The 22,782-nt window shown below is 69.0% G+C and carries 20 protein-coding genes; 9 read left to right on the forward strand and 11 right to left on the reverse strand.

Annotated elements, in window-relative coordinates; all coding sequences use genetic code 11:
* Nucleotides 1-30: 30 nt before the first annotated feature.
* On the forward strand, nucleotides 31-900 hold the full coding sequence (locus ACN6LB_RS29880) for an alpha/beta fold hydrolase (RefSeq protein WP_445028579.1): 870 nt from the start codon (nucleotides 31-33) through the stop codon (nucleotides 898-900).
* A gap of 145 nt (nucleotides 901-1,045) precedes the next feature.
* On the opposite strand, the gene ACN6LB_RS29885 is transcribed toward ACN6LB_RS29880, so the two are convergent.
* The 3 genes from ACN6LB_RS29885 to ACN6LB_RS29895 form a co-directional block, all read right to left on the reverse strand.
* Nucleotides 1,046-1,474, reverse strand: a complete 429-nt coding sequence (locus ACN6LB_RS29885) for a hypothetical protein (protein ID WP_445028580.1) — start codon at nucleotides 1,472-1,474, stop codon at nucleotides 1,046-1,048.
* A 463-nt stretch (nucleotides 1,475-1,937) separates the two neighbouring features.
* Entirely contained in the window at nucleotides 1,938-2,858 is a 921-nt protein-coding gene (locus tag ACN6LB_RS29890) for an alpha/beta hydrolase (protein WP_445028581.1), read from the reverse strand.
* A gap of 136 nt (nucleotides 2,859-2,994) precedes the next feature.
* Nucleotides 2,995-3,294 carry a hypothetical protein gene (locus ACN6LB_RS29895; RefSeq protein ID WP_445028582.1) on the reverse strand — a complete coding sequence of 100 codons (300 nt, stop codon included), beginning with the start codon at nucleotides 3,292-3,294 and terminating at the stop codon, nucleotides 2,995-2,997.
* 493 nt (nucleotides 3,295-3,787) lie between these two features.
* On the opposite strand from ACN6LB_RS29895, the gene ACN6LB_RS29900 reads away from it, so the two are divergent.
* The 3 genes from ACN6LB_RS29900 to ACN6LB_RS29910 all read left to right on the forward strand — a co-directional run bounded on the left by ACN6LB_RS29900 (nucleotide 3,788) and on the right by ACN6LB_RS29910 (nucleotide 6,717).
* Complete coding sequence (locus ACN6LB_RS29900) at nucleotides 3,788-4,255, forward strand: SsgA family sporulation/cell division regulator (RefSeq protein WP_445028583.1); 468 nt, start codon at nucleotides 3,788-3,790, stop codon at nucleotides 4,253-4,255.
* A 183-nt stretch (nucleotides 4,256-4,438) separates the two neighbouring features.
* Nucleotides 4,439-5,293 (forward strand): Bax inhibitor-1/YccA family protein, encoded by an 855-nt coding sequence (locus ACN6LB_RS29905; protein ID WP_445028584.1) that lies wholly within the window; start codon nucleotides 4,439-4,441, stop codon nucleotides 5,291-5,293.
* A gap of 191 nt (nucleotides 5,294-5,484) precedes the next feature.
* The gene (locus ACN6LB_RS29910) at nucleotides 5,485-6,717 is read left to right on the forward strand and encodes a cytochrome P450 family protein (protein WP_445028585.1); all 1,233 of its coding nucleotides are present in this window, start codon (nucleotides 5,485-5,487) and stop codon (nucleotides 6,715-6,717) included.
* Between the two features lie 262 nt (nucleotides 6,718-6,979).
* Here the strand turns inward: ACN6LB_RS29910 and ACN6LB_RS29915 are convergent, their stop codons facing one another.
* The 3 genes from ACN6LB_RS29915 to ACN6LB_RS29925 all read right to left on the reverse strand — a co-directional run bounded on the left by ACN6LB_RS29915 (nucleotide 6,980) and on the right by ACN6LB_RS29925 (nucleotide 10,158).
* A complete protein-coding gene (locus tag ACN6LB_RS29915; RefSeq protein WP_445028586.1) occupies nucleotides 6,980-8,599 on the reverse strand; it encodes a tannase/feruloyl esterase family alpha/beta hydrolase in 1,620 nt (539 codons plus the stop codon).
* 256 nt (nucleotides 8,600-8,855) lie between these two features.
* Nucleotides 8,856-9,542: a cytochrome b/b6 domain-containing protein gene (locus ACN6LB_RS29920; protein WP_445028587.1), complete on the reverse strand. Its 687-nt coding sequence runs from the start codon at nucleotides 9,540-9,542 to the stop codon at nucleotides 8,856-8,858.
* A complete protein-coding gene (locus tag ACN6LB_RS29925; RefSeq protein WP_445028607.1) occupies nucleotides 9,496-10,158 on the reverse strand; it encodes a molybdopterin-dependent oxidoreductase in 663 nt (220 codons plus the stop codon). The genes ACN6LB_RS29920 and ACN6LB_RS29925 overlap by 47 nt, the downstream gene beginning before the upstream one ends.
* 429 nt (nucleotides 10,159-10,587) lie before the next feature.
* On the opposite strand from ACN6LB_RS29925, the gene abc-f reads away from it, so the two are divergent.
* The 4 genes from abc-f to ACN6LB_RS29945 all read left to right on the forward strand — a co-directional run bounded on the left by abc-f (nucleotide 10,588) and on the right by ACN6LB_RS29945 (nucleotide 16,827).
* Nucleotides 10,588-12,222 (forward strand): ribosomal protection-like ABC-F family protein, encoded by a 1,635-nt coding sequence (gene abc-f / locus ACN6LB_RS29930; protein ID WP_445028588.1) that lies wholly within the window; start codon nucleotides 10,588-10,590, stop codon nucleotides 12,220-12,222.
* Nucleotides 12,223-12,300: 78 nt separating this feature from the next.
* Nucleotides 12,301-13,920 carry an ABC-F family ATP-binding cassette domain-containing protein gene (locus ACN6LB_RS29935; protein ID WP_445028589.1) on the forward strand — a complete coding sequence of 540 codons (1,620 nt, stop codon included), beginning with the start codon at nucleotides 12,301-12,303 and terminating at the stop codon, nucleotides 13,918-13,920.
* Nucleotides 13,921-13,962: 42 nt separating this feature from the next.
* Entirely contained in the window at nucleotides 13,963-14,526 is a 564-nt protein-coding gene (locus ACN6LB_RS29940) for a CGNR zinc finger domain-containing protein (RefSeq protein ID WP_445028590.1), read from the forward strand.
* A 306-nt stretch (nucleotides 14,527-14,832) separates the two neighbouring features.
* Entirely contained in the window at nucleotides 14,833-16,827 is a 1,995-nt protein-coding gene (locus ACN6LB_RS29945; protein WP_445028591.1) for a right-handed parallel beta-helix repeat-containing protein, read from the forward strand.
* A gap of 257 nt (nucleotides 16,828-17,084) precedes the next feature.
* Here the strand turns inward: ACN6LB_RS29945 and ACN6LB_RS29950 are convergent, their stop codons facing one another.
* Complete coding sequence (locus ACN6LB_RS29950) at nucleotides 17,085-17,240, reverse strand: hypothetical protein (RefSeq protein WP_445028592.1); 156 nt, start codon at nucleotides 17,238-17,240, stop codon at nucleotides 17,085-17,087.
* 873 nt (nucleotides 17,241-18,113) lie between these two features.
* Here ACN6LB_RS29950 and ACN6LB_RS29955 point away from each other — a divergent pair.
* Nucleotides 18,114-18,659 carry a hypothetical protein gene (locus tag ACN6LB_RS29955; RefSeq protein ID WP_445028593.1) on the forward strand — a complete coding sequence of 182 codons (546 nt, stop codon included), beginning with the start codon at nucleotides 18,114-18,116 and terminating at the stop codon, nucleotides 18,657-18,659.
* A gap of 180 nt (nucleotides 18,660-18,839) precedes the next feature.
* Here the strand turns inward: ACN6LB_RS29955 and ACN6LB_RS29960 are convergent, their stop codons facing one another.
* The 4 genes from ACN6LB_RS29960 to ACN6LB_RS29975 all read right to left on the reverse strand — a co-directional run bounded on the left by ACN6LB_RS29960 (nucleotide 18,840) and on the right by ACN6LB_RS29975 (nucleotide 22,311).
* Nucleotides 18,840-19,439 (reverse strand): GOLPH3/VPS74 family protein, encoded by a 600-nt coding sequence (locus ACN6LB_RS29960; RefSeq protein ID WP_445028594.1) that lies wholly within the window; start codon nucleotides 19,437-19,439, stop codon nucleotides 18,840-18,842.
* Nucleotides 19,436-20,875, reverse strand: a complete 1,440-nt coding sequence (locus ACN6LB_RS29965) for a dihydrolipoyl dehydrogenase family protein (protein WP_445028595.1) — start codon at nucleotides 20,873-20,875, stop codon at nucleotides 19,436-19,438. Before ACN6LB_RS29965 ends, ACN6LB_RS29960 begins: the two co-directional genes overlap by 4 nt.
* 91 nt (nucleotides 20,876-20,966) lie before the next feature.
* A complete protein-coding gene (locus ACN6LB_RS29970; protein WP_445028596.1) occupies nucleotides 20,967-21,413 on the reverse strand; it encodes a VOC family protein in 447 nt (148 codons plus the stop codon).
* Nucleotides 21,414-21,882: 469 nt separating this feature from the next.
* A complete protein-coding gene (locus tag ACN6LB_RS29975) occupies nucleotides 21,883-22,311 on the reverse strand; it encodes an organic hydroperoxide resistance protein (protein ID WP_445028597.1) in 429 nt (142 codons plus the stop codon).
* Nucleotides 22,312-22,782: the final 471 nt, after the last annotated feature.

The following is a 22,782-nucleotide window of genomic DNA, read 5'->3' on the forward strand; positions in this document are numbered from 1 at the left end:
CTGACACCCCTGCTGCCAGAAGGACCCGACATGTCCGCTCCGCGGAATCTCCCCTCCCCCTCGGCATCGTCGTACAAGAACGCGCCGACCGGCTCCGTGTCCGTTCGCGGTGAGGACTTCGTCTACCGGGAACTCGGCCCCGATGACGGCGTACCGCTGATCCTGCTGGTTCACCTGGCCGGCGTCCTGGACAACTGGGATCCACGTGTCGTCGACGGACTCGCCGCACGGCGGCGGGTCATCGCGTTCGACAACCGTGGGGTGGGCGGGTCGAGCGGCTCCACGCCGAACACGATCGAGACTATGGCGCGCGACGCGGTGCTGTTCATCCGAGCTCTCGGGTTCGACCAGGTCGATCTGCTCGGCCTGTCGATGGGCGGGTTCATCGCGCAGGTCATCGCGGAGGAAGAACCGGGCCTCGTGCGCAAGGTCATCCTCGCGGGCACGGGCCCCGCCGGAGGGCAGGGCATCGACAAGGTCCCGGCCCTCACCGTCCAAGCCACGCTCAAGGGCACTCTGACCCGCCAGGATCCCAAACTCTCCCTCTTCTTCACCGGGACCGCGGGCGGCAGACAGGCCGGGCGTGCCTTCCTGGAACGACTGCAGGAGCGCACCCACAACCGCGACAAGGACATCTCACTGCCGTCCTTCCGCGCTCAGCTGAAGGCCATCAAGCAATGGGGTCGCCGGACACCGTCCGATCTGGCGCGGATTCGCCAACCGGTCCTCGTGGCCAACGGTGAGAACGACCGGATGGTACCCAGCCACAACACAATCGACCTGGCTGCCCGCCTGCCCCGAAGCGAACTGGTCCCCCTCTACCCCGATGCCGGACACGCTGGAATCTTCCAGTACCACGATGAATTCGTGACAAGGGCACTTGAGTTCCTCGAGTCCTGAGCCGCGCGAAGCGCTATACCCGCGGGTCGCTTGGCGTTGCCGTCCTGACGAGGCTGGGCGCCGACACCCGCTTCCAGACGGAGGCAGGGCCACAGCCCGGGGACTGATCTGAGCCGCCAGCCCCGACTCAAGAACCGTGAGCACGTCAACTCGCCTGCAGCGGCCTCGCGAAGGACTTGCGCAGTGATGCAGGTGCGGCGAGGGGAAGGAGGGCGGCGAGCATCTTGCCCTTGACCGTGCTCGGCTGCCGCGTCAGCTCGACGTCGACCCGCGTGCCTTCGCCCTCGGGCGTCATCCGGAAGACCCAGCCACCGCCGGCTCCGAAGAGCTTCGAGTCGAGCGTGGTGATGGTGACCGTGTCACCGGCCGGCTCCCACTCGTAGCGAGCGCGCTCCCAGGCCGCAGGGGTCCCCTCGGTGACCTCGGCCCAGGTGTCGCCGAGTTCGTGAACCTCGAAGTGCTCGGCGTCGATCGTGGGCCAGGCCTCGGCGCGAGCGGGGCTGAAGTCGGTCAGCACCTCCAGGACATCCTTCGGACCGAGCTGGGAGACGAGATGGAACCGTACGACTGCCATGGGATATCCTCACGAGAAGTAACCGTTCTGACCGGTGACGAAACATTCCCACGTGGTCTCGTCACCTGTCAAGGCGGTGACCGAAGAGGGGTGTGACTCCTGGTTCGTCGAGGCCGGGTTTGCTCGACGAGAGGCTCGGATCCGACCAGGCGGACCTTCGCGCTGCGAGGAAGCTGCGAGCAACAGTCCGTCTTGACGGCCGTGCCGTGCCGTGTCAGTCCAGTACCCGCAGCGCCGAGGTGACGGCGCCTTCGAGGAACGCCCAACTCCCCCGACACCGGGCCCGTTCCAGGGCCTCGGTCGCGACCTCAGCCCGGTGTTCCGTTTTGCGAGGCCGAGGAGTGCCGGCCCGTAGGCCTCGGCTACGCGTCCGGGGTGATCACGAGCCGGCCGCAGGCCCTGCGGCCGGAGGCGCAGGTCGAACGGCTCCTGCGTCATGTTCTGTGTACGCGGTCTCGGTCGGTCATTTGCCGAGATTGGTGGTGAAGTAATCGGTGAGCTTGTCGATGGCGGGGTCGATGTATTCCCGCTTGTCGTAGAGGTCGACGTGGCTGGCGCCGGGGATGCGGTGGAGTTCTTTCGGGCCGGTGGCGGCCTGGTGGGCCTCGACGGCCATCCACGCGGTGACGGCGCGTTCGCCGATGACCTGCAGAATGGGGCGAGGGGCGATGAGAGGGACGGCGCGGAAGACGTCGCTGGAGGCCATCTTCTCGATGCTGTCCCAGGCGAGGTATTTCGCGGAGCGCTCGTGGTGGCCGCGGGGACCGCAGTAGTACTCCCAGCCCTCGACGCCGTGTTCACCCCCGAGGGCGCCCGCTTGTTCGGCCGTGTCGGGGAACATCGTCATCACACCGGGGTCCTCGCCGCGGGCGGCGCGGGTGCGGGCCTGGGCGGCGGCGCCCAGGAGAGTCTGGAAGACGGCCGGGTCCTGGGAGCCGTCAGCGCCGTAACGGAACTGGCGGGCAGGTTCGGCGGTGGACACGGTGGCGACGGCCCTGACACGGTGGTCGCCGCCGGTGGCGGCCAGCGAGTAGCCGCCGGAGGCACAGATACCGAGCAGGCCGATGCGGTCGGGGTCGACCTCGTCGCGGGTGATGAGATACGAGACGGCTGCCTTGAAGTCCTCCACGCGCTGGGCAGGGTCTTCCAGTCCGCGGGGCAGGCCGCCGGACTCGCCCTGGTAGGCGGCGTCGAAGGCGAGGCTGACGAACCCGCGCTCGGCCATCAACTGCGCGTAGGTACCGGAGGTCTGTTCCTTCACCCCGATCCCGGGGTGTCCGACCACCAGCGCCGGACGGCGCCCGGCGACAGGGCTGTCGGGGGTGTAGAGGTGCGCAGCGATCTCGATGCCGGCGCTGTCGAAACTGACACGGGTCCTGGCCATGGAAACAACACTTCCTGAGAGACGGTGACGGAGGATGTCTTGGAGCACCCGGTCCGTGCCGGGCACACATCCACCATCCGTCACCGGTCTCGTCCGCGGGAGAGTCAGGTTTCTGCCTGGGAAAGAACCTGCCCCCTCACACCTGAACCGCGCCCAGCCCGGCCGGACGACGCCGGAGAACGTGAAGCGCATATCCCAACCCCACCCCGGCGCCTTCTCTGGGCTCGTCAGGCGCGGCTGACACCACATGAGTGCGACCTGCCCGGGTCCGACTCCGCACGAACGGGTCAAGGGACTGCGCCACGAGGAGGTCGCCCGGGGCCGGCCTCGGGCGACAGGCGCCGGTGTCGAGTACCGGTTCGTCGTCGTACACCTTGGTCACCTCGACGTTCAGCACGGTGGCGATGCGTCCGAACGACCAGTAGTGGCCTGCCACTTGTAGCACCTCGACCAGTTCGCGGTCGCTGAGGAACCGGCGAGCCTCGGCGAAGACCTCGTCGCAGACATGTGGGTGCCGGACCACCTCAGCGGTGAAGCGAATGAGGGAATGGTCCGCCTCGAACAGCTCTGGGCTGTCGGTCTCCGCTCAAGCGTGAGCGGGCCGGCAGTTCGAGCGCGGTGAAGTGTGTCCTGGCGAAAACCTGACGAATGGACCTATCCGCGAACGGCGGGGTTTGGACTCCGCTAGGTGGTGTTTTGAAAGTCCCACACAGCAGCCACGGCGCCATTCACCCGCCGCAGCCAATTGACTTACGTCACCTTCCGCGCAGCGCGTTCGACGCCTCCCGGAGCCGCTCCTCGGTCGCCTGGATGCCGCCAGACCCCCTCGCGGGCGACGTCGTTTGACCGTCAAGTGACCGATGTGTGGGTTCTGTTCGCGGCGAAGACTTGTAGGCGCAGACTTCGTCCGACGGAGGGGAACTCCTGTCATGCACCGCGATCAGTCACCCCTGCAGGCGCGTTCGGCGCCCGAGCTTGTGCCTTCGTTGTTCCTGGACCTCGACCAAATGCTCGACGAGTTCACCCCGTTGCCGATACGTGCGGAGTTCCGTTTCGACCCGGACATGCCCGCCGTGATCACGGTCGAGTTCCTGTCGGAGCGAGGACCGAGCCTCATCTGGCGCGTCGGTCGCGAACTCCTGCATCACGGACTGACGTCGATGAGCGGCTGCGGCGACGTACGGATGTGGCCGGCGCTGCCGAGGGAACGGCCCTCTTCCTGGCTGCTTCTCGAATCACAGGAGGTTGAAGCCCTGTTCGAGGTGCCGGCGGCACCGCTGGCGCTGTGGCTCGACGCGACGTACCGGATCACCTCGGCCGAGGCGGAGATGGAGAGCCTGAACTGGGACGACTTCCTCACAGAGCTGCTCGACCGTCCGGGAGCAGCGTCCGAATGACCCCTTACCCGGTGCACGCACGGATGACTTGCTTCGCATCGCGTCACCTGTCAGAGTGGTGACGCACGGGGTTGCCGTCGTCGGCCCGGTGCACGGCCAGGGGCACACGTGTGCCACCCCCGGCACCCCGACGGCAACGCTTTGCCGCAGGCCGCGAGTGTGCGGCGAACAAGGAGGAATGACATGAGATCCAGCAACCCGATCTTTTCCCGCTGGGGTGCCGCCCGTGACGCCGGGCCGGCAGACACCTACACGCGCCGACCTGTAGCTGCCGCGGTCGGAGGCCTGCCGACGGACGACCAGGCGACCAATCCCTACGCCCCCGGCGCCGACACGTCACCGCGGACCGACGGGACCGCGGTGACAATGGACGACGTCATCGTCCGCACCGGGACGACGCTCGGCACCGTGGCCCTGACAGCGGTGCTGTCCTGGCTCCTGCTGCCCGTCGACGAGACGAACATCGGCCGGTCCTACGGCATCGCAGTGGGCGCTGCTCTCGTCGCCTTCGTCCTGTCGCTGGTCCAGGCATTCAGGCGGACACCGTCCCCGGCACTGATCCTCGGGTACGCAGCGTTCGAGGGTGTCTTCCTCGGCGTCCTCTCCAGCACGATCTCCACCTACGTCGCGCCGGGTGTGGTCGTACAAGCGGTGCTCGGCACCTTCGCGGTGTCCGCGGGTGTGCTCGTCGCGTACCGGAGGCGCTGGATCCGGGTGACCCAGAGGTTCACCGGGTTCGTCGCCGCCGCCGCGACCGGCTTCCTTCTGCTGCTGGTCGCCGACCTCCTGTTCTCCGCCTTCGGCGCGGGCAACGGTCTCGGCTTCCACAGCGGCGGCCTCGGCATCCTCTTCGGCGTCATCGGCGTCCTGCTCGGCGCGGCCTTCCTCGCAATGGACTTCAAGCAGGTCGAGGACGCCGTCGCCTACGGTGCCCCGCGCGAGGAGGCGTGGCTGGCCGCCTTCGGCCTCACCACGACGCTGGTGTGGATCTATCTCGAAGTGCTGCGCGTGCTGACCATCTTCAACAGTGACAACTGAGTCCTTTCGACGTCTGAGGGGCATGCGCACCGCGCATGCCCCTCAGACGTGTCCGGCTCCGCACCCGTCGCCTGAACCTGCGCGGAGACCGGCTCGTTCTCATGCAGCGCGGCGACCTGCGGACAAGGACGACCTGCCCGCACCGTCCCGCCCCGGACGTATCAGGACCGCCAGAAGGGAAGAGACGCACCATGAGCCCGCATCAGAAGTGCCCCTATCAGGACGGCAGGGTGGTCATCGACCCCGCCTTCAAAGCGGACGCCCCCGCGCGGTACGCCCTGCTTCGGGAGTTCGGGCCCATCCATCCGGCCGAGTTCCACCTGGGCCTGAAGGGATGGGTGATCGTGGGCCACGAGCTGGCCCGGGAGGCGCTGACTCACCCCGCCCTGCTCAAGGACGCCACGCCCGCCGCCGAGGCCCTGGCCGCCGCCGGCTACGTCCTCAACAAGCCCTCGGTCGGGCTCGGTGCGCAGATGATGGAGGCCGACCCGCCCGAGCACACCCGGCTGCGCCGGCTGGCCGCGGCCGCCTTCACCCCACGTCGTACGGCCGAACTGGCGCCGCGCATCGAGCAGATCGCCCATGACCTGATCGACGCACTGCCCCTGGCGGGCGAGGCCGACCTCGTCGAGGCGTTCAACGCCCCGCTGCCGGGCACCGTCATCGCCGAACTCCTCGGCATCCCCGAGGAGCACCACCTCGACTTCCGCCGCTGGTCGGGACAGGCCCTGCGGGTGGCCTCGCCCGAACACCGCCCGGCGCTGGCCGGTCTGCACACGCTGCTGGCCGACCTCATCGAGGACAAACGCCGCCGCCCCCACGACGACCTGCTGTCCGCCCTGGTCGCCGTGCACGACGAGGAGGACGGCCGACTGACCGAGGAGGAGCTCGTGGGCACTGCCATGATGCTGGTCGTCGCCGGTCACGAGAGCACCGTGAACCTGTTGGGCAACGCCGTGCTGGCCCTGCTGCAACACCCCGATCAGCTACGGCTGTTGCGCGCACGGCCCGAGCTGATGCCGGGCGCGGTGGAGGAGTTCCTGCGCTACGACACCTCCGTCGAGCGCTCCACCAGTCGCTACGCGGCGCAGGACATCGAACTGGGCGGCGTGCCGATCCCGCGGGGCAGCATGGTCGTCGTAGCTCTCGGTGCGGCAGGGCGCGACGCCCCGCAGGCCGAGGACGACGACGCGACCGCTCTCGATGTGACCCGGCCGGGCGCCCGTCATCTGGCCTTCGGGCACGGCATCCACTACTGCCTGGGCGCCCCGCTCGCCCGCCTGGAGACGACCATCGCTCTGCGCACCCTGCTCTCCCGCGTCCCCGACCTGGAACTCGCCGCCCCGGCGGACTCCTTGGAGTGGATCAGCTCCGGCATCATTCGCGGCGTGCTGTCTCTACCGGTGCGCTACCGCGTCGGCTGACGACACTGCGCAATGGCGCACCGAGCAGGACGAGCCCGCACGGCAGACGTCCCGACCCGCGCCGTGAGAGCGCGGGCCGGGACGGAACAGAAGGGATACGGCGTCAGACGGTCCGCGTGCGCAGCAGGACACCGCGGCCCAGGTGCAGCCTCGGCAGAGAGGAGCGTTCGTCCGTGGCGGCTGCCGGATGCACCGGCGTCGATGTCTGCGTGCTCATGTGGGTTCGGCCCTTCTCAGGTCAGGGAGTCGTCCTCGGCCCCGGTCAGCGCCGGGACGGGGAGACGCAGCGGAAGCTGGAGGCGAGGGCCGGGTCGCCGTGGCCGTTGTAGCGGGACACCTGCGGGTAGCTGCACAGGTCACGTGTGACCTTCTGCTGGGATGCGTTGATCAGGGTGGCGGGCAGCGTCCTGGGCGCCTTGCCGTGCTCGACCCAGGCGGTCAGCGCGGCGAGACCGTCGGCCGAGCCGTCAGCGCCGTTGAGACCGCAGTGGTTGGTGCCCGGGGCGAGGAAGAGACGGTAGAAGTCGTCGACCCGCTTGGCTCCGCCCATCTCGCGCTCGACCCGCTCGCGGTACTTCACGGTGCCCTGGGTGGGGATGTACTGGTCGGCCTGGCCGTGCCAGCTCAGCAGCTTGCCGCCGGACTTGCGGAATCCGGACAGGTCCGGGTCGTCCGTGCCGATGACCTTGTCGTACTCGGCCTGGGACTGCTTGAACAACTGCGCGAACCGGTCGTAGGTGATCTTCGAGATGTCGAGGGCCGGGTCCTTCGCCACCCAGAGCTTGACCCAGGCGGCGGGCACCGGGAACGGCGCTCCCGTGACGCTACCGTCGGACGCGGGCGGAGCGAGGCCGGCCAGAGCCGTCAGGTCGGCCCCGATGGGGACGCCGGACCACAGCTTCTTGCCGGAGGCGGTGCGCGGACCGTCCCAGATCTTGCCCACGACGGTAGCGTCGGCCGCCGTGATGGTCAGCTCCTTGCCCTCGCACACGACCTTGGTGCCGATCAGCCGGCGCGGCTCGAAGTCGCAGCGGGACGGGTCGTCGACCAGGCCGTCCTTGACGCCGTCCAGGGAGTCGCAGGCCTTGACCGCGGCGTTGGTGAAGGCGTCGAACTCACACGTGGACGGGTAGGTCTTCTCGTTGTTCATGACCACCTGCGGCCACAGGGTGGCGACCTCGAACTCATCCCAGTTGACGGCGGGAGCATCGGCGAGGATGCCGTCGTAGTCGTCGGGGTAGCGCTGGGCCTCCATATAGCCCTGGCGTCCGCCGGTGGAGCAGCCGGTGAAGTAGGAGTAGGCGGGAGCCTTGCCGTAGACCCCGTCGACGACCTCCTTGCCGACGACCGCCCCCTCGTGCTGGGAACGGGAGGCGAAGTTCTTCAGCAGTGCCGTGTTGACCCGGCCTTCGCTGTTCAGCGCCCAGCTGGTGTCCAGGGCGTCGCCGACACCGGCGTCGGTGCTGACGGCGGCGTAGCCGTTCTTGACGGCGGTGCCCAGAGCGACGCCGTTGTCGCCTGCCAGGTAGGCGGCGCCGCCGAGCCCCTGGAAACGGCCGTTCCAACCGCTGACGGGCAGCCAGGTCCGCACCTTGGCGTGGTCGCCGGCGCCCGGGTGAGTGAGGGTGACCGTCACCTCGCAGTACGCGGGGACGCCCGAGACGGTACCGCCCAGGGCGCCGGTACCGGTGATGGTGCCGCCCGTCTGGCTGACCGCGGTCACGGCCTCCACCCTGGTCCCGGCCGGCGCTTTCACGGACGGCGCCGAGCAGACGAACGGCGTGGAGGCGGATCCGTCCTGGGACTCCGCCGAGGCGGTCGGCAGATACACCGCCGCGGCCAGCGGCACACCGGCCGCAAGGACAGTCAGAAGTCGTCTCATTGGTTTCCCATCGAAGAAGAAGGTGTGGGCCTGGCCCACGGCAACACATATGTACGTCACATGTGGCGGAGGCCCGACCCGAACGCTATCACCGGCTAAACAGGTGACGGAAGAGGTGGGTCGAACTCCGGTGAACGAGCGGGCCGGTCACTCTCGCCCGGTCCCACTCTGGCTATGCATCACACATCCCGACAACAGTCACTTGACGGTTCACACCCAGGAACACCGACCGGGCCGGGCAGACAGGGGTGTTAGGTCATTCGACGGTCCGCCGCTCGGACAGGTCGCTGACCTGCTCCTCCCGCAGCCACCGCGAGTGATGCCGCTGAGCCCAGGACCGGCTGACGTATCCGGTACGCATCCCCAGCCTCGCCTCGGGGTCCTCGAACGCCTTGCGCATGTGGCCGAGCAGGACAAACGTGATCGCCCAGGCCAGGATGTCGTGGACGAAGATCGCGCTGGTACGGGAGATGAAGGGCAGCAGCCCCATGAACCACATCAACAGGCCGGTGAACATCATCACCGGCACGGCGCCGGCGATCCAGCCTGCGTAGAGCTTCTGGCCCGCGTTGAACTTGCCGGCCGGGCGGGCCTCGGGAGACTTCCGGCGCCTGCGGACGGCACGCAGCCACTGACGGTCGTACACCGCGGAGCGGTTGAGCCTGCGCAGGTCCGCGCGGAAGGCGGGAGAGAGGAGCCCCAGCAGGGTGGGCAGCGGAAGCGCGATGCCGGACCACTCATGGACCGTGACCATCAGATGCCGTCGTCCGACGAGCTGGGCCACCGGCGCGAGGTAGAGGCAGGCGGCAGAGACCAGGCACAGCAGCAGCAGATGGCCCGTGGCCCGGTGGATCAGGCGCTCGGCGGTGCTGAACCGGCGGACCCTGCCGCCTCGTTCAGGCCGCGTGCCGGTCGGCGTCGTCGAGCCAGCCGTCGACCGCATAGCCGCGCTCCTCCCAGTAGCCGGGAACGACCTTGTCGGTGACCGAGATACCGGAGAGCCACTTGGCCGACTTGTAGAAGTACATGGGGGCCACGTAGAGGGGGACCGGTCCGCCGTGCTCGTGCGTGATGGGTTTGTCCTGCATGTTCAGCGCGACCAGGACGTCCGAACGCCGCGCCTGCTCCAGAGTGAGGCTTTCGCTGTAGGCGCCGTCGAAGCAGGTGAACCGGATCGCCGCACCCGGAGAGCGCACCCCTGCGTCGTCGAGGATGTCCGCCAGCTTCACACCCTCGAACGGCGTCTTCTCCACGCGCCATCCGTCGGTACACAGGACGTCGTGGACGACCCGGGTCTGCGGCATAGCGCGCAACGCGTCGAGCGTGTAGGTCTTCGGCCGCTCCACCAGTCCGCCGACCGTGAGTTCGTAGTCCTTCTCGTTCTTGTGCGGCACCGAGCCGACGACGCTGTAGTACCGGAAGCCGCCCGGATTGGGCAGCAGACCGGTCAGCCCCGTGGCATCGATCTGCGAGGCCGCGCCGAGAAACCCCTCCCAGCCACGCTGGAGGTAGGGCGCGGTGGCGAGTCCTGCCGCGCCCGCGCCGAGCATGCCCAGCATCGTCCGCCGGCCCACGGGTGCGCCCCCGATCCTCGGTCTTTCCGCCATGGTGTGCGCCCCTTCCGACATGTGTGAACTCTGCCGAGCCATCCCGACGCCGTCACCGATTTAACAGGTGACGATGCTGACATGGCGTTCTCCGGGTTGTCAACAGGGAGCCACTGGCGCACACGTATGTGGCAGGGTGCGGCCCAGACATCCGGCCCAGCAGGACGACGGCTGTTAGGCTGTGCGAGACGTTGAACGTGTATCGAGGAGGCACAGACGTGGTGGGTGAAGACGACATCTCCGGATGAGATCCGGATCTGACGGCCACCGGCCGGCGCTCAGCAGCGCCGCCGACGTGGCACGTCTCGTCGTACCCCCTTTTCCATGTCTGCCCAGGGCAGAGCTCTGATTCCTGCCCTCAAACCGCCCGAGGTCATCCCCATGTCCGACGCGTCCGTCGTCTGCTCGAACCTCTCCTTCGCCTGGTCCGACGACACCCCGGTCCTTCAGGACCTGTCCTTCACCGTGACCGCCGGCCGCACCGGCCTGGTCGCCCCCAACGGCTCCGGCAAGAGCACCCTGCTCAAACTGATCGCCGGCGAACTCAAGCCCGTCACCGGCACGTTGACCGTCGACGGCACCCTGGGCCACCTCCCGCAGAGCCTGCCCCTGGCCGGGAACCTCACGGTCGCCGAGGTGCTCGGCATCGCCGCCGTGATCCGCGCTCTGGACGCCGTCGAGTCCGGCGACGTCGACGAGGAACACTTCACCACCATCGGCGACGACTGGGACATCGAGGAACGCACCCGCGCCCAGCTCGACCGGCTGGGCCTCGCCGACCTCGCCCTGGACCGCAGCCTGAGCACGCTCAGCGGCGGCCAGGCCGTCTCGCTCGGCCTGGCCGCCCAGCTCCTCCGGCGCCCTGACGTGCTGCTGCTCGACGAGCCCACCAACAACCTCGACCTCCAGGCCCGGCACAAGCTGTACGACGTGCTGGGGGACTTCACCGGCACCCTGCTCCTGGTCAGCCACGACCGCGCCCTGCTCGACCGCATGGAACGCATCGCCGAGCTGAGCAGCGACGAACTGCGCCTCTACGGCGGCAACTTCACCGCGTACGAGGAGGCCGTGCGCGCCGAGCAGGAGACGGCCGAGAAGAACGTCCGCAACGCCGAGCAGGAACTGAAGCGCGAGAAGCGGGAGATGCAGCAGGCCCGCGAACGCGCTGAGCGCCGCGCGAGCAACGCCGCCCGCAACCTCAAGAACGCCGGCCTGCCCAAGATCTTCGCCGGCAACATGAAGCGAGGCGCGCAGGAGTCCGCAGGCCGGGCCGGCCAGATGCACGCCTCACGGATCGGCGAAGCCAAGGCCCGCCTCGACGAGGCCGGCCGCGCGCTGCGCGACGAGCAGCGCATCACCCTGGACCTGCCCGGCACCCAGGTGCCCGCCGGACGCAACCTGTTCCTCGGCGAGGGACTGCGGGTCCGCCTCGGGGACCAGGACGTGTTCGCCACGGGCGGTGTCGACCTGACCGTCCGCGGCCCCGAACGCATCGCGCTGACCGGGCCCAACGGCGCCGGAAAGACCACCCTGATGCGACTTGTCACAGGCGAACTCGCCCCGGACGGAGGGGAGATCAAGCGTAACGACGGCCGCATCGCCTACCTCTCGCAGCGCCTGGACCTACTGGACCTGGACCGCACGGTGGCGGAGAACTTCGCCGCGTTCGCACCCGACCGGCCCGAGGCGGAGCGCATGAACCTGCTCGCCCACTTCCTCTTCCGGGGCGCGCGGGCGCACCTGCCGGTCGGAGTGCTCTCCGGCGGAGAACGACTGCGCGCCACCCTGGCCTGCGTGTTGTGCGCCGAACCGGCCCCGCAGCTGCTCCTGCTCGACGAGCCGACCAACAACCTCGATCTGGTCAGTGCAGGCCAGCTGGAGAGCGCGCTCAACTCCTATCAGGGCGCGTTCATGGTGGTCAGCCACGACGAGCGGTTCCTCGCCGAGATCGGTGTGAACCGCTGGCTGCGACTGGCCGACGGCACACTCAAGGAAACGGGAGCCCCCGCGGTGTGACCCGCCGACGTGTGAAGCAGCCCGCGTCCGAGGCGACACGCCCCGCGGGCCGAACACCTACACGTCGGAAGGTTCCCCATGCCCCAGCCAGCCCTGCTCGCCCACGACCTCGTCCGCCACCTCGGCGGACGACGCGTCCTCGACGGCATCTCCCTGACCGCCTCCCCCGGCCACCGCATCGGCCTGATCGGGGAGAACGGCGTCGGCAAGTCCACCCTGCTGCGTGTGCTCGCCGGCGTTGACCGGCCCGACGCGGGAAGCGTCACCCGCCCCGCCGACCTGGGCTTCCTCCACCAGGAGATGCCGTACGACGCTGACGCCACCATCGCCGTAGTGCTGGACGAGGCACTGCGCGAGGCCCGCGAGGACCTCGCCGAGCTGGACCGGCTCGGCGAGGAACTCGCCCGGGTCCCCGAGGACGCCCCCGGCCACCAGGAACTCCTCGACTCCTACGGCAGGTGCCTGGAGCAGGCCCAGGACCGGGAATCCTGGGACGCCGACCGCCGTGCGGCCCTGGTCCTGGACGGCCTGGGCCTCGGCGCTTTCGGGCACGACCGCACGCTCGACTCGCTCTCCGGCGGGCAGCGCGGTCGTCTCGCCCTGGCCGCCCTGCTCGTACGGCGGCCGTCGGCGCTGCTACTGGACGAGCCGACGAACCACCTCGACGACAGCGCCGCCGTCTTCCTGGAGGAGCAGATCCGCGGCCTGCCCGGAACCGTGGTCGTCGCCGGCCATGACCGGGCGTTCCTCGACGCCGTCTGCACGGACATCGTGGACCTCGACGCGGCGGTCGACGGCCCCGTCCGCCACGGCGGCAACTACAGCGCCTACCTCGCCGAAAAGCGCGCCGAACGGGAGCGGTGGGAGCGGCGGTACGCCGAGGAACAGGAGGAACTTGCGGAGCTGCGGCAGACGGCGGGCGTGACCGCTCATCGGGTCGCGCCGGACCGCGGCCGCACCGACAACGAGAAGATGGGTTACGGCCATCGGGCGGGCCGGGTGCAGAACCAGATCTCCCGTCGGGTTCGCAATGCCACCCGGCGACTGGAGGATCTGGAGCGCACGCAGGTCGGCGAACCGCCGCGCGCGCTGCGGTTCGCGGCCGGAGAACTGGCCGCGCGCGCCGAGGAGGGCCCGCTGCCCCTGGTGTCCCTGCACGAGGTGCGGGTGCCCGACCGGCTCGCACCGGTCGGCTTGGAGGTTTCGGCGACGGACCGCCTCCTGATCACGGGCGGCAACGGGACGGGCAAGTCGACACTGCTCGCCGTACTCGCCGGACGCCTCCCGGCCGAGGGGGAGGTGCACCGACGCCACCGGGTGACGGTCGGGCTGCTCACCCAGGACACCGTGTTCGCTCGGCCCGACCGCACGGTCCGGGACACCTACGACCTGTCGCTGGGTACGGCACGGGCCGCGAAAGTGCCGCTGGGCTCGCTCGGTCTGATGCACCGGGCGGACCTGGACAAACCGGTCGGGCAGGTGTCTGTCGGCCAGCGCCGGCGCCTGGCACTGGCCCTGCTGGTGGCCCACCCACCCCAGCTGTTGCTGCTCGACGAGCCGACCAACCACCTCTCCCCTGTGCTGTGCGACGAACTGGAGGCCGCACTGGGCCCCGGCCCCGGCGCGATCGTGGTGGCGAGCCACGACCGCTGGTTGCGCCGACGCTGGCAGGGCCGCGAGCACCGCTTGGAGGGGTGACACTGCTTGCGTCCGACAGGAGTCACCTGTCAAGATGGTGATGTGAATCTTGACCATGTATTCGTATGCGGACACCCGGCCCTCGACTTCGCCGCCACGCTCCGAGCTCGGCGCTCCACCCGGTTCGAGATGTTCGTGACGCCGGAGCGGCTGAACGCCTGGTACGTGGAGTCCGGGCTGGTGGACACGATCACTCCCGGCGAGGAAAGCGACGTCCGGCAGGCGACGGCCGTACGCGAGGCCCTCTACCGCCTCGTCACCGACCGCCGGCTAGGCGAGGAGTTCGACCGGGAGGCGCTCGCCGTGGTCAACGCCGCCGCGCGCAAGACCCCCGTGACGCCCCAGCTCACACTCACGGGCCGGCACACCGAGGCGACGCCCGAGCAGGCGCTGGCGACCGTCGCCCGGCAGGCCGTTGAACTGCTCAGCGGCCCGGACGTCCCCCTGATCAAGGAATGCGGCAACCCCGAGTGCACGCGCGTCTACATCGACCGCTCCCGGGGCATGCGGCGCCAGTGGTGCGGCATGGAGTCCTGCGGCAACAAGATCAAGGCCGCCGCCTACCGCGCACGCAAGAAGACCACGCCGGCCATGACCGCACACTGACCCACTCGCCTGGGCGGCGCGCGGTCCCGGCGGAACACGGGGTTCAGCCGTCGGCGGGTGTCGAACGCGACTCCAAGTTGGTCGGCTTTTTCGCAGACCAACGGACGTGAAAAGGCGGCCTTCGTCTGATCCTGTACCCCGGCACAGGATCAGCGCGAAGGCCGTGGTCGTGAGTTTGGTGCGTCACGGCGTCCTGCGGGATGCGGCCGGCGATTGCGACTTTGGTCGACGATTCCGCTACCTCAGGACGACTGCGCTCCATCGCGTGCTGCCCCAGGGTGGAACTCCGTCCATCGAGGAGGCAGCATGGCGATCTTCCGTACACGGACAAGGGCCGGCGCCGTGACGCAGGCGGCGGTGGCGATCGGGCTCGCGGTGGCGGCCGTACCGTCCCCGACGTCGGCCTTACCGGGCCCAACGGCGACTCCCACGCAGCTGTACGTTGCTCCCTGGGGCAAGGACTTCTGGCCCGGCACCCTCGACCGACCCTTCGCCACACCGGCACGCGCGCAACAGGCCGTACGCGCCCAAACGCCGCGGATGACGTCGGACCTGGTGGTGAACCTGCGCGGGGGGACGTACCAACTCAAGGCGCCGTTGCGTCTGTCGGAGGCCGCGGGGGACTCCGGCCGGGGCGGCCACCGGGTGATCTACCAGGCCTACGGCCACGGGACGCCGCGGCAGGAGCGGGTGACGATCAGTGGCGGCCGTCAGATCTCCGCGTGGCGGCCGGACCAGCAACTAAGGGGATCCTGGCGCGCGGACGTGGGCGGGCTCGAGACCCGCCAGCTCTACGTCGAGGGCCGGCGCGCCACGCGGCTCACTCGCGACGGTGCGGGCTTCCCGGGCACGCTGAAGGCAACCAGGACCGGTTACGTCACCACCAGTACCGTCCCGCGAACCTGGCGGAACCCCGGCGACATCGAGTACGTGTACCGATCCGGCTATGTCGAGGGCCGCTGCGGAGTCGCAGGGGTCTCCGGAAGCGCCCACCGGACCACCATCACCATGGACCAGCCGTGCTGGGATCTGGCCCAAGAGCTGTACGGGGGCACGGAGTTGCTCGAAGCGCCTAACAGTGTGGAGAACTCCCCCGGCTTCACGCGCAAGCCCGGCAGCTGGTATCTCGACCGCTCCCGGCCCGGACACCACGAGTTGCTCTACTTCCCGCGGCCCGGGGAGGACATGCGCCAGGTCAGGGCAGTCGCCCCGGTCCTGGAGACCCTGGTCACCGGCACCGGCCGGCCCGGCCGCCCCCTCCACGACATCGGCTTCCGCGGCCTGACGTTCGCGTACGCCACCTGGCTGGCGCCCAGCGAACCCGCCGGGTTTCCCTCCGCATGGAGCATGTACCTGCGGCCGGGGAAGGGCAAAGACGCGAGGTTGCTCACCGTGCCAGGCACGATCGCCTTCCACACCGCCGAGCGGATCACCTTTGAGGGAAACCGTTTCACCCACCTGGGCGGCCAGGCACTGGAGTTGTCCGACAACAGCTCGTACAACGTCGTCGACGGCAACGTCATCAGTGACGTCTCCGACGGCGGCATCCTGATGGGTGTGGTCCCGCCCGACCAGAAGGGGACCAACCGCGGCAACCGGATCACCAACAACTGGATCCACCACATCGGCGCGGAGTACCACGCGGCCTCCGGCATCTGGGACACCGCGACCCAGGAGACCACCATCGCCCACAACCAGGTCGACAACGTGCCCTACACAGGCATCCTCTCCGGGCCCGGTGACGACCTGCGGGGCATCATGCGCCGCAACCGCATCCTCGACAATCGCGTCTTCGCGACGAACAGGCTCCTCCAGGACGGAGGGGGCATCTACCTGCGTGGCGAACAGGGCAGCTCCTTCGCCGACGGGGCCGTCATCAGCGGCAACGCGGTCACCGACAGCAAGTACGGCGACTGGAACGTCGGGATCTACACCGACGACAGCACAAACTGGGTCACCGTGGACCGCAACACGGTCTACAACTACGTTGCCTCCATCGGCGGTTGCAGCGAGGAATGGGGCAACCGCCCTGTTCAGAACGTGCGTTACCGAGGCAACTTCTGGGACGACGCCATGCCCGCCTGGCTCGAACGACGGGAGTTCCCCGGAGCCTGGCCCCCGGCCGACAAGCAGAACCCGGAGGAGGGCTGCGGAGACCCCCACCGCCTCGCATTCACCGACAACACCCTGCTGCCTCCCCGCGACCCCGGCCCGGCCTGCGCCACCAACACCGCCTGCGCCGCCGTCCTGGCGAACGCCGGTCCTCTCCCGTCCTACCACCGGCGCTTGAACATGCCCTGACGGAACGGCGAGTCGAGTGCGTGCTGCTGCCTGTGCCGCTGTCGCCGGCGGGCCTTACCGGGGTGGGACAGTCGGGCATCGCGAACGTCGCGTCTGCCGCTGCCACTTGCTCGGCCAAGGGTGGGATGGGGGCGGAGGCGGCAGCAACCATCCGACGTCCATCGCCTGCATCGGCCGGCTCGAAGCGGAGAGTCTTCGAGTCGGCATCTCTCCCAGGTAGCGCTCACCCAGCCGCAGTCGACGTCACCCAAGCCGCTTCAGGCGGCCTCGGGCCGCACGGCGCTCCGCAGCTTGCGCTGGGCGTTGCGGTGACGGCTCTTGAGTCCGTGGTCGCCCAGCATCTTCCCGGCATACGAGACAAGGCCGCTCCCGTGTTCCCTCATGTTGGTGCCGGGCAGATCGGACCGGGACATTGCCGTGAGGAGCGTAGCCAGGGCGTTCTGAACCATCCTGGTTCTGTGTCGTGCGGCGACCGGGGACCGGGCTGTAGGTATCCCCCCGCGTTCACACTTTGGGCAACGAAGGTGTCGGAATCATGCTGCACTTGTGCCGCCGTGGCATCGCGACCTTCAATCAGCGAACACACGTGCTCACGAGGTGGTCGTCCGACGCCGGAACACGCCATCGCACCAGGGGCTTTCCGGGCCGTTCACTTCGCTGATCTCCGATTTGAACCACCCGGCACGGAGCCCGCGCCGAGATACATGGTGCGCGGGTCACACGCTCCGCTCGTAGCCGCCCCGCGCGATGTGCGACTCGTGCAGTGTCACGACCACCTCGCGGATCCCCCGGGCACCCTCCCCCAGGGTGCCCGCGCGGAGCCACTCCGGGCGATCTCCAGCGCGACGGCAAGCAGGAAGGACTCCCCTCACCGCGCGACCGGCACCGCCTCAAGGGACCGGCGCCGCGAGGACCAGAAACAACCACGCCGACGCATCTGCCTGAGGGCGGCCACCTCGACTTCCTCGACCAGGTGTCCGTCCCGCACTCGTCCCTGGAGGAGTGCAACACCGCCCGACACATACAACGCGTACCCAGGGTAGTCAGCGCGGTGGTTCTACGACACACTTACCGGGCAGTATGTCCAGAGGGAACCTCGTACGAGTGATGTTGTCGCCTCCTCAGGAGGTCAAAAAGGTCCACACTTCCGACATGCGCAGGCACATCAGCGCCTATCGTGAACAGTGGGCATGCCGGACGAACCATCTGGCGCTGACACTTTTCCGCACGGACCCCTCGGCGTGGGTACCATGCGCAACGTCATTCATATCGAGGGAGTGAACGGTGTGACCAGCCAATCAGCCTCCACGCTCCGATCGCGGTACGTAGCACAAACCGCATCGGATCTGGAGGAGAACCGCCGGAAACAGCAGGAGCTGGCGGAGAGGATCACGGTGTTGAAACAGGAGGAAGGCCTCCTGGCGGACATCCTCAACCTCGCCGAGCGGTACGAGGGTTTCGCGGACGCGTCCCGCCTGCCCGAACAGTCGCAGGACGAGCCCGTCGCCGCGAAGACGAAGCGAGCTCCGGCCCGAGCCGCTGCACGACGCTCCGCGTCGACCAAATCCACTCCGGCCTCCAGGACGACGAAGGCCCACCCGGAGGGGAAGTCGCGGCAGCCTCTGCTCGGCGACCTGCTGGCAGACCTGCTCAGCTACGAGGAACCGCGTCTGGCGAAGGAGCTGCGGGACGAGCTTCTCGAGAAACACCCGGACCGCAACCCCACACCCCAGGTGGTTCGGAACACCCTCGAAGCCCTGGTCGCCAAGGGACGTATCCGACGCCACAAGCGGCAGCGCTCCGTCATGTACACCCTGGTGAAGCAGGGCTAGTCGGACACCTCCGACAGACACCTCCGCTCGTCCCGCGGCGCGGTGGTCCCCAGGCGGGCACCGCCACACACCCCGCGCGACACAGCCCGCCACGCGGGACGGCTGAGGCGCCTTCTCACGACGCGACCGTCGGGCCGCCGGACGGTGTCCTGGGAGAGGTTCACCCGACGCTGAACGGACCTACCCCCGCCATATGTTGTCGAACGCGGCGTTCTCGACGTCCCACCGCAGCAGTACGGCCTCCAACTGCGTCACCGCGTCGCCGACGGCGGCCAGAACCGTCGTGACCGCGTCCCCGGAAAGGCTCTCGTAGACCTCGGCCGGGTCCTCCCCGATCCCTGCGGCCGCGAGCAGAGCGGCAAGGACGGGTTCGCCGGACGCGCTGCGTTCCTCCGCACTACGGCGGGCTCGCGAGTCGGCCAGGACACTGCGCGCGGACCACAGCCCGAAGTGGCCCCGTGGGTGGGCGACGAGCCCGGCCCGCTCCAGTTCGTCGACGTAGGCTGCGGCCAGCCCGCCACCGCGGCGCCACAGCCAGTCGTCGACCTTCTCGTACGGCTCGCGCCGCGTGAGCGTGGCGCCGGCCTGGTCCAGCAGACGGTCACCCGTCGTCAACCGAGAACCGGGCATCACACGATCGCCGTCCAGACTCAGCGCCCCGCTCTCCAGGAGATCGATCGTCTCGGCCCCCGCGAGCGCGAGGGACAGGTCTCCTTGCGCCACCGGCCGATCGGACGACATACCCAGGGCGATGAGCGCGAGGTCGCGTGCGGTGGTCATGAGTCTCTCCTCATCTCCAGCAGGCGCAACCACACCTCACTGATGGTCGGGAAGGCAGGTACGGCGTGCCAGAGACGCTCGACCGGCACCTCCCCCGTGATGGCGACGGTGGCCGAGTACAGCAGCTCGCCGACGCCCGGCCCGACAAACGTGGCCCCGACGACGACCTGACGGCCCCGGTCGACGAGGATGCGCGCCCTGCCCCGGTAGTCGGGGCGGTACTGGACGGCGCCCGCGAGATGTCCGATCTCGTAGTCGACGACCTCGACGTCCCGCCCGGCGCGCTCGGCCTCACGGACGGTCAAACCAACGGACGCGACCTCGGGGTCGGTGAAGACGACGCCGGGAACCGCCTCGACGTCGGCCGTACTGCTGTGCCGCGCCCAACGGCCGGTATCCAGCTGCTCCCCCCGGGCTCGGGCGGCGATCACGGACCCGGCGACGCGCGCCTGGTACTTGCCCTGGTGGGTGAACAGAGCCCGGCGATTGACGTCGCCCACGGCATACAGCCAGTGCCCGGGGACAGCAGCGACGGTCAGGCTGTCGTCGGTTGCTAGCCAGCCACCCGGCTCCAGTCCGACGGCGCCGAGGCCGATGTCCTCCGAGCGCGGGGCACGGCCGATGGCGAAGAGGATCTCGTCGGCAGTGACCTCACCCGCGTCCGACAGCGTGACACGGACCTCGCCGCCGCCCACCCGCTCCGCGCCGACGACGGAGACGTTGAAACGAACGTCCGCACCGGCTTCCCGCAGCCGCTCGGTGACCAGCTCGCCCGCGAAGGGCTCCATCCTCGGCAGCAGCCCATCGCCCCGGGCGAGCAGGGTCACGCGGCTGCCGAGGGCCTGCCAGGCGGTGGCCATCTCGACGCCCACCACACCGGCGCCGACGATCACAAGGCGCCGAGGCGGCCGCTGGGCGCTGGTGGCCTCCCGGCTGGTCCAGGGCCGCAGGTGCTCGATCCCGGGCAGCGGGGGCAGAGCCGCGCGGCTGCCGGTGCACACGGCGACGGCATGCCGGGCGCGTAGGCGGACGATGTCGCCCTCGGGAGTCTCCACGGACACCTCTCGCTCCCCCGCCAACCGTCCGTGACCGCGCAGCAGGTCGATACCTGCCGACTTGATCCACTCGACCTGGCCGTCGTCCTTCCAGTCGGCCGACATGCGGTTGCGGTGCGCCAGAACGGCCTCGGCGTCCAACGGGCCCTTGACGGCGGGGTCGAGACCCGGGACGTGCACGGCGTCGGCGCGCAGCAGGACTGGGCGCAGCAGGGCCTTGCTGGGTTCGCAGGCCCAGTACGAGCACTCACCGCCGGCCAGTTCGCTCTCCACGATGACGGTGCTCAGACCCGCGGCGATGGTGCGGTCCGCGACGTTCTCGCCGACCGGGCCTGCACCGATCACTATGACGTCGTATGTGCGGATGTTCTCGGTCGTCATGTGTCCTCCGGTGGCCCGAGCCGGTCGGATGGGTGTCGGATGGATATGTGTCGGATGTGTTGTGTGCCGTCGTCGTGGCTGGCTGTCGGTGTCAGCGGCCGGGGGCGCGCTCGGTGATCTCCTGGAGGAACCACTCGTTGCCGTCGAGGTCCTTGAAGGCGGCGAACGTGCCGTAGCTGGCCCGCTCGGGGTGCAGGCCGGGAACCCGGTGGGAGTCACCGGCGTGGCGGAAGGCACCGGTCTCGTCGCGGAAGGGGCCGGAGACCTCCACACCACGGGAGGTCAACTCCTCCTGGGCCTTGACGATGTCGGTGACAGTCAGCTGGAGGCCGTGGAGAGTGCCCGCCTCCTGCCGAGTGAGGCCCTGACCGAAGATGATCGAGGATTCGGAGCCGGGCGGGGTCACCTGCACGATCCGATAGCCGTCGTTGATCGGGAAGTCGGCGTCGAGGCGCCAGCCGAGCTGCTCCACGTAGAAGCCCTTGGCCCGGTCCACGTCGGAGACGGGCAGGATGACGACTTCGAGTTTCATGTCCATGGTGGTGATCTCGCTTTCGATGGTTCGGCATACCTGGACCGGCACTGCACTGCGCTCTCAGTGTCGGCCGCGATCGACATGTGTTGCCTCTGTCATCTGACTCCCTTCGTTACAGGAGACAGATGACCTGAAGGTTTCGGGATACGTGTGAATGTTGCTCAGTGTCTTCCGCCGGTCAGAGGAAGCTGGAGGCCGACGGGCCGTATCCCGCAAGCGCCGCACTCCCCGACCAGTTCCACACCTGCGTGTCCGTCGGCCAATCATTGCCCTCGGGTCTTGGCGTATCCCGGGAAGGCCGCTCGCCGGAGACGCGGTCGCGATCCGAGCGAGATTGCGGGGCGATCCGTACATATGTGTGCGTCATGGCAGCCATGTCCGTCCTCGTTCTTCGATCGGCGGCGTGGGTACGACGGAGGGGTGGCGGGCCCCCGTGCAGGGGGAGCACGGGACCCGGGGTTCAGGGGGCGGATCAGGCGGCGGCACCGGCGTTGATGGTGACCGGGATGTTGTCGCGCGTGGCCTTGGAGTACGGGCAGAGCTGGTGGGCGGCCTGCGCGAGCTCCTCGGCGGTTGCCTGGTCGACACCGCCGAGCACGGGGCTGAGGACCGCGGAAAGGGAGAACTCGCCGTCTTCGCCGTGTATGAGGGTTATCTCGGCAGTGATAGTGGTGCTGGTGAGGCGGATCTTGCGGATGGTGGCGGCGCGGCGCAGAGCGCCGAGGAAACAGGCGGCCCAGCCTGCGGCCAGGAGCTGCTCGGGGTTCGTCGCGGTGCCGGCGCCGCCCAGCTCCTTGGGGAGGGCGAGGCTGGTCTCCAGCAGACCGTCGGAGGAGCGGACATGGCCGCCGTTGCGGCCTTCTCCGTCGACGTCGACAACGGCGGTGTAGCTGACTGCCATGACTGGAGCTCCCCAGCTGGATCGAAAGGTCTTCGGACATCTGCCGACCAGGACACTCTTCGCGTCACTGGTTGGGGCGGTGACGCAATCATGGCAGCCGCCGCCGTCACCCGTCAAGACGGTGATGAACGTCTTTGCGAGTTCACATGTCCCCTGCCACCCGAGTGACATGTCCCGGTTGTGCCAGCGCTATCAACTCACACCTGTCTCCCGGCCGTCGGGTTCCGGCGAGCAGATACACGACCCGGAGCGCGTCCGGACAGGCACGTAACCGATGGGTCACATCCGCCTGTCGGCGACCATCGCAGGGGGCATCGCACTGACCGACGCAGCGGTCACGTCGTCGTTCTCCGACCGGGCGAGGTGGCCACCGGGGCCGCGTCCCGCGAGGCGGCCGTCAGCCTGATCACCTGCGACAGCGGACCGTGGCCTCTCGACGGCTCCGCGTTCGACACTTCACCTCTGGTGCCC

The sequence above is a fragment of the Streptomyces sp. SAS_270 genome, from assembly GCF_052543295.1.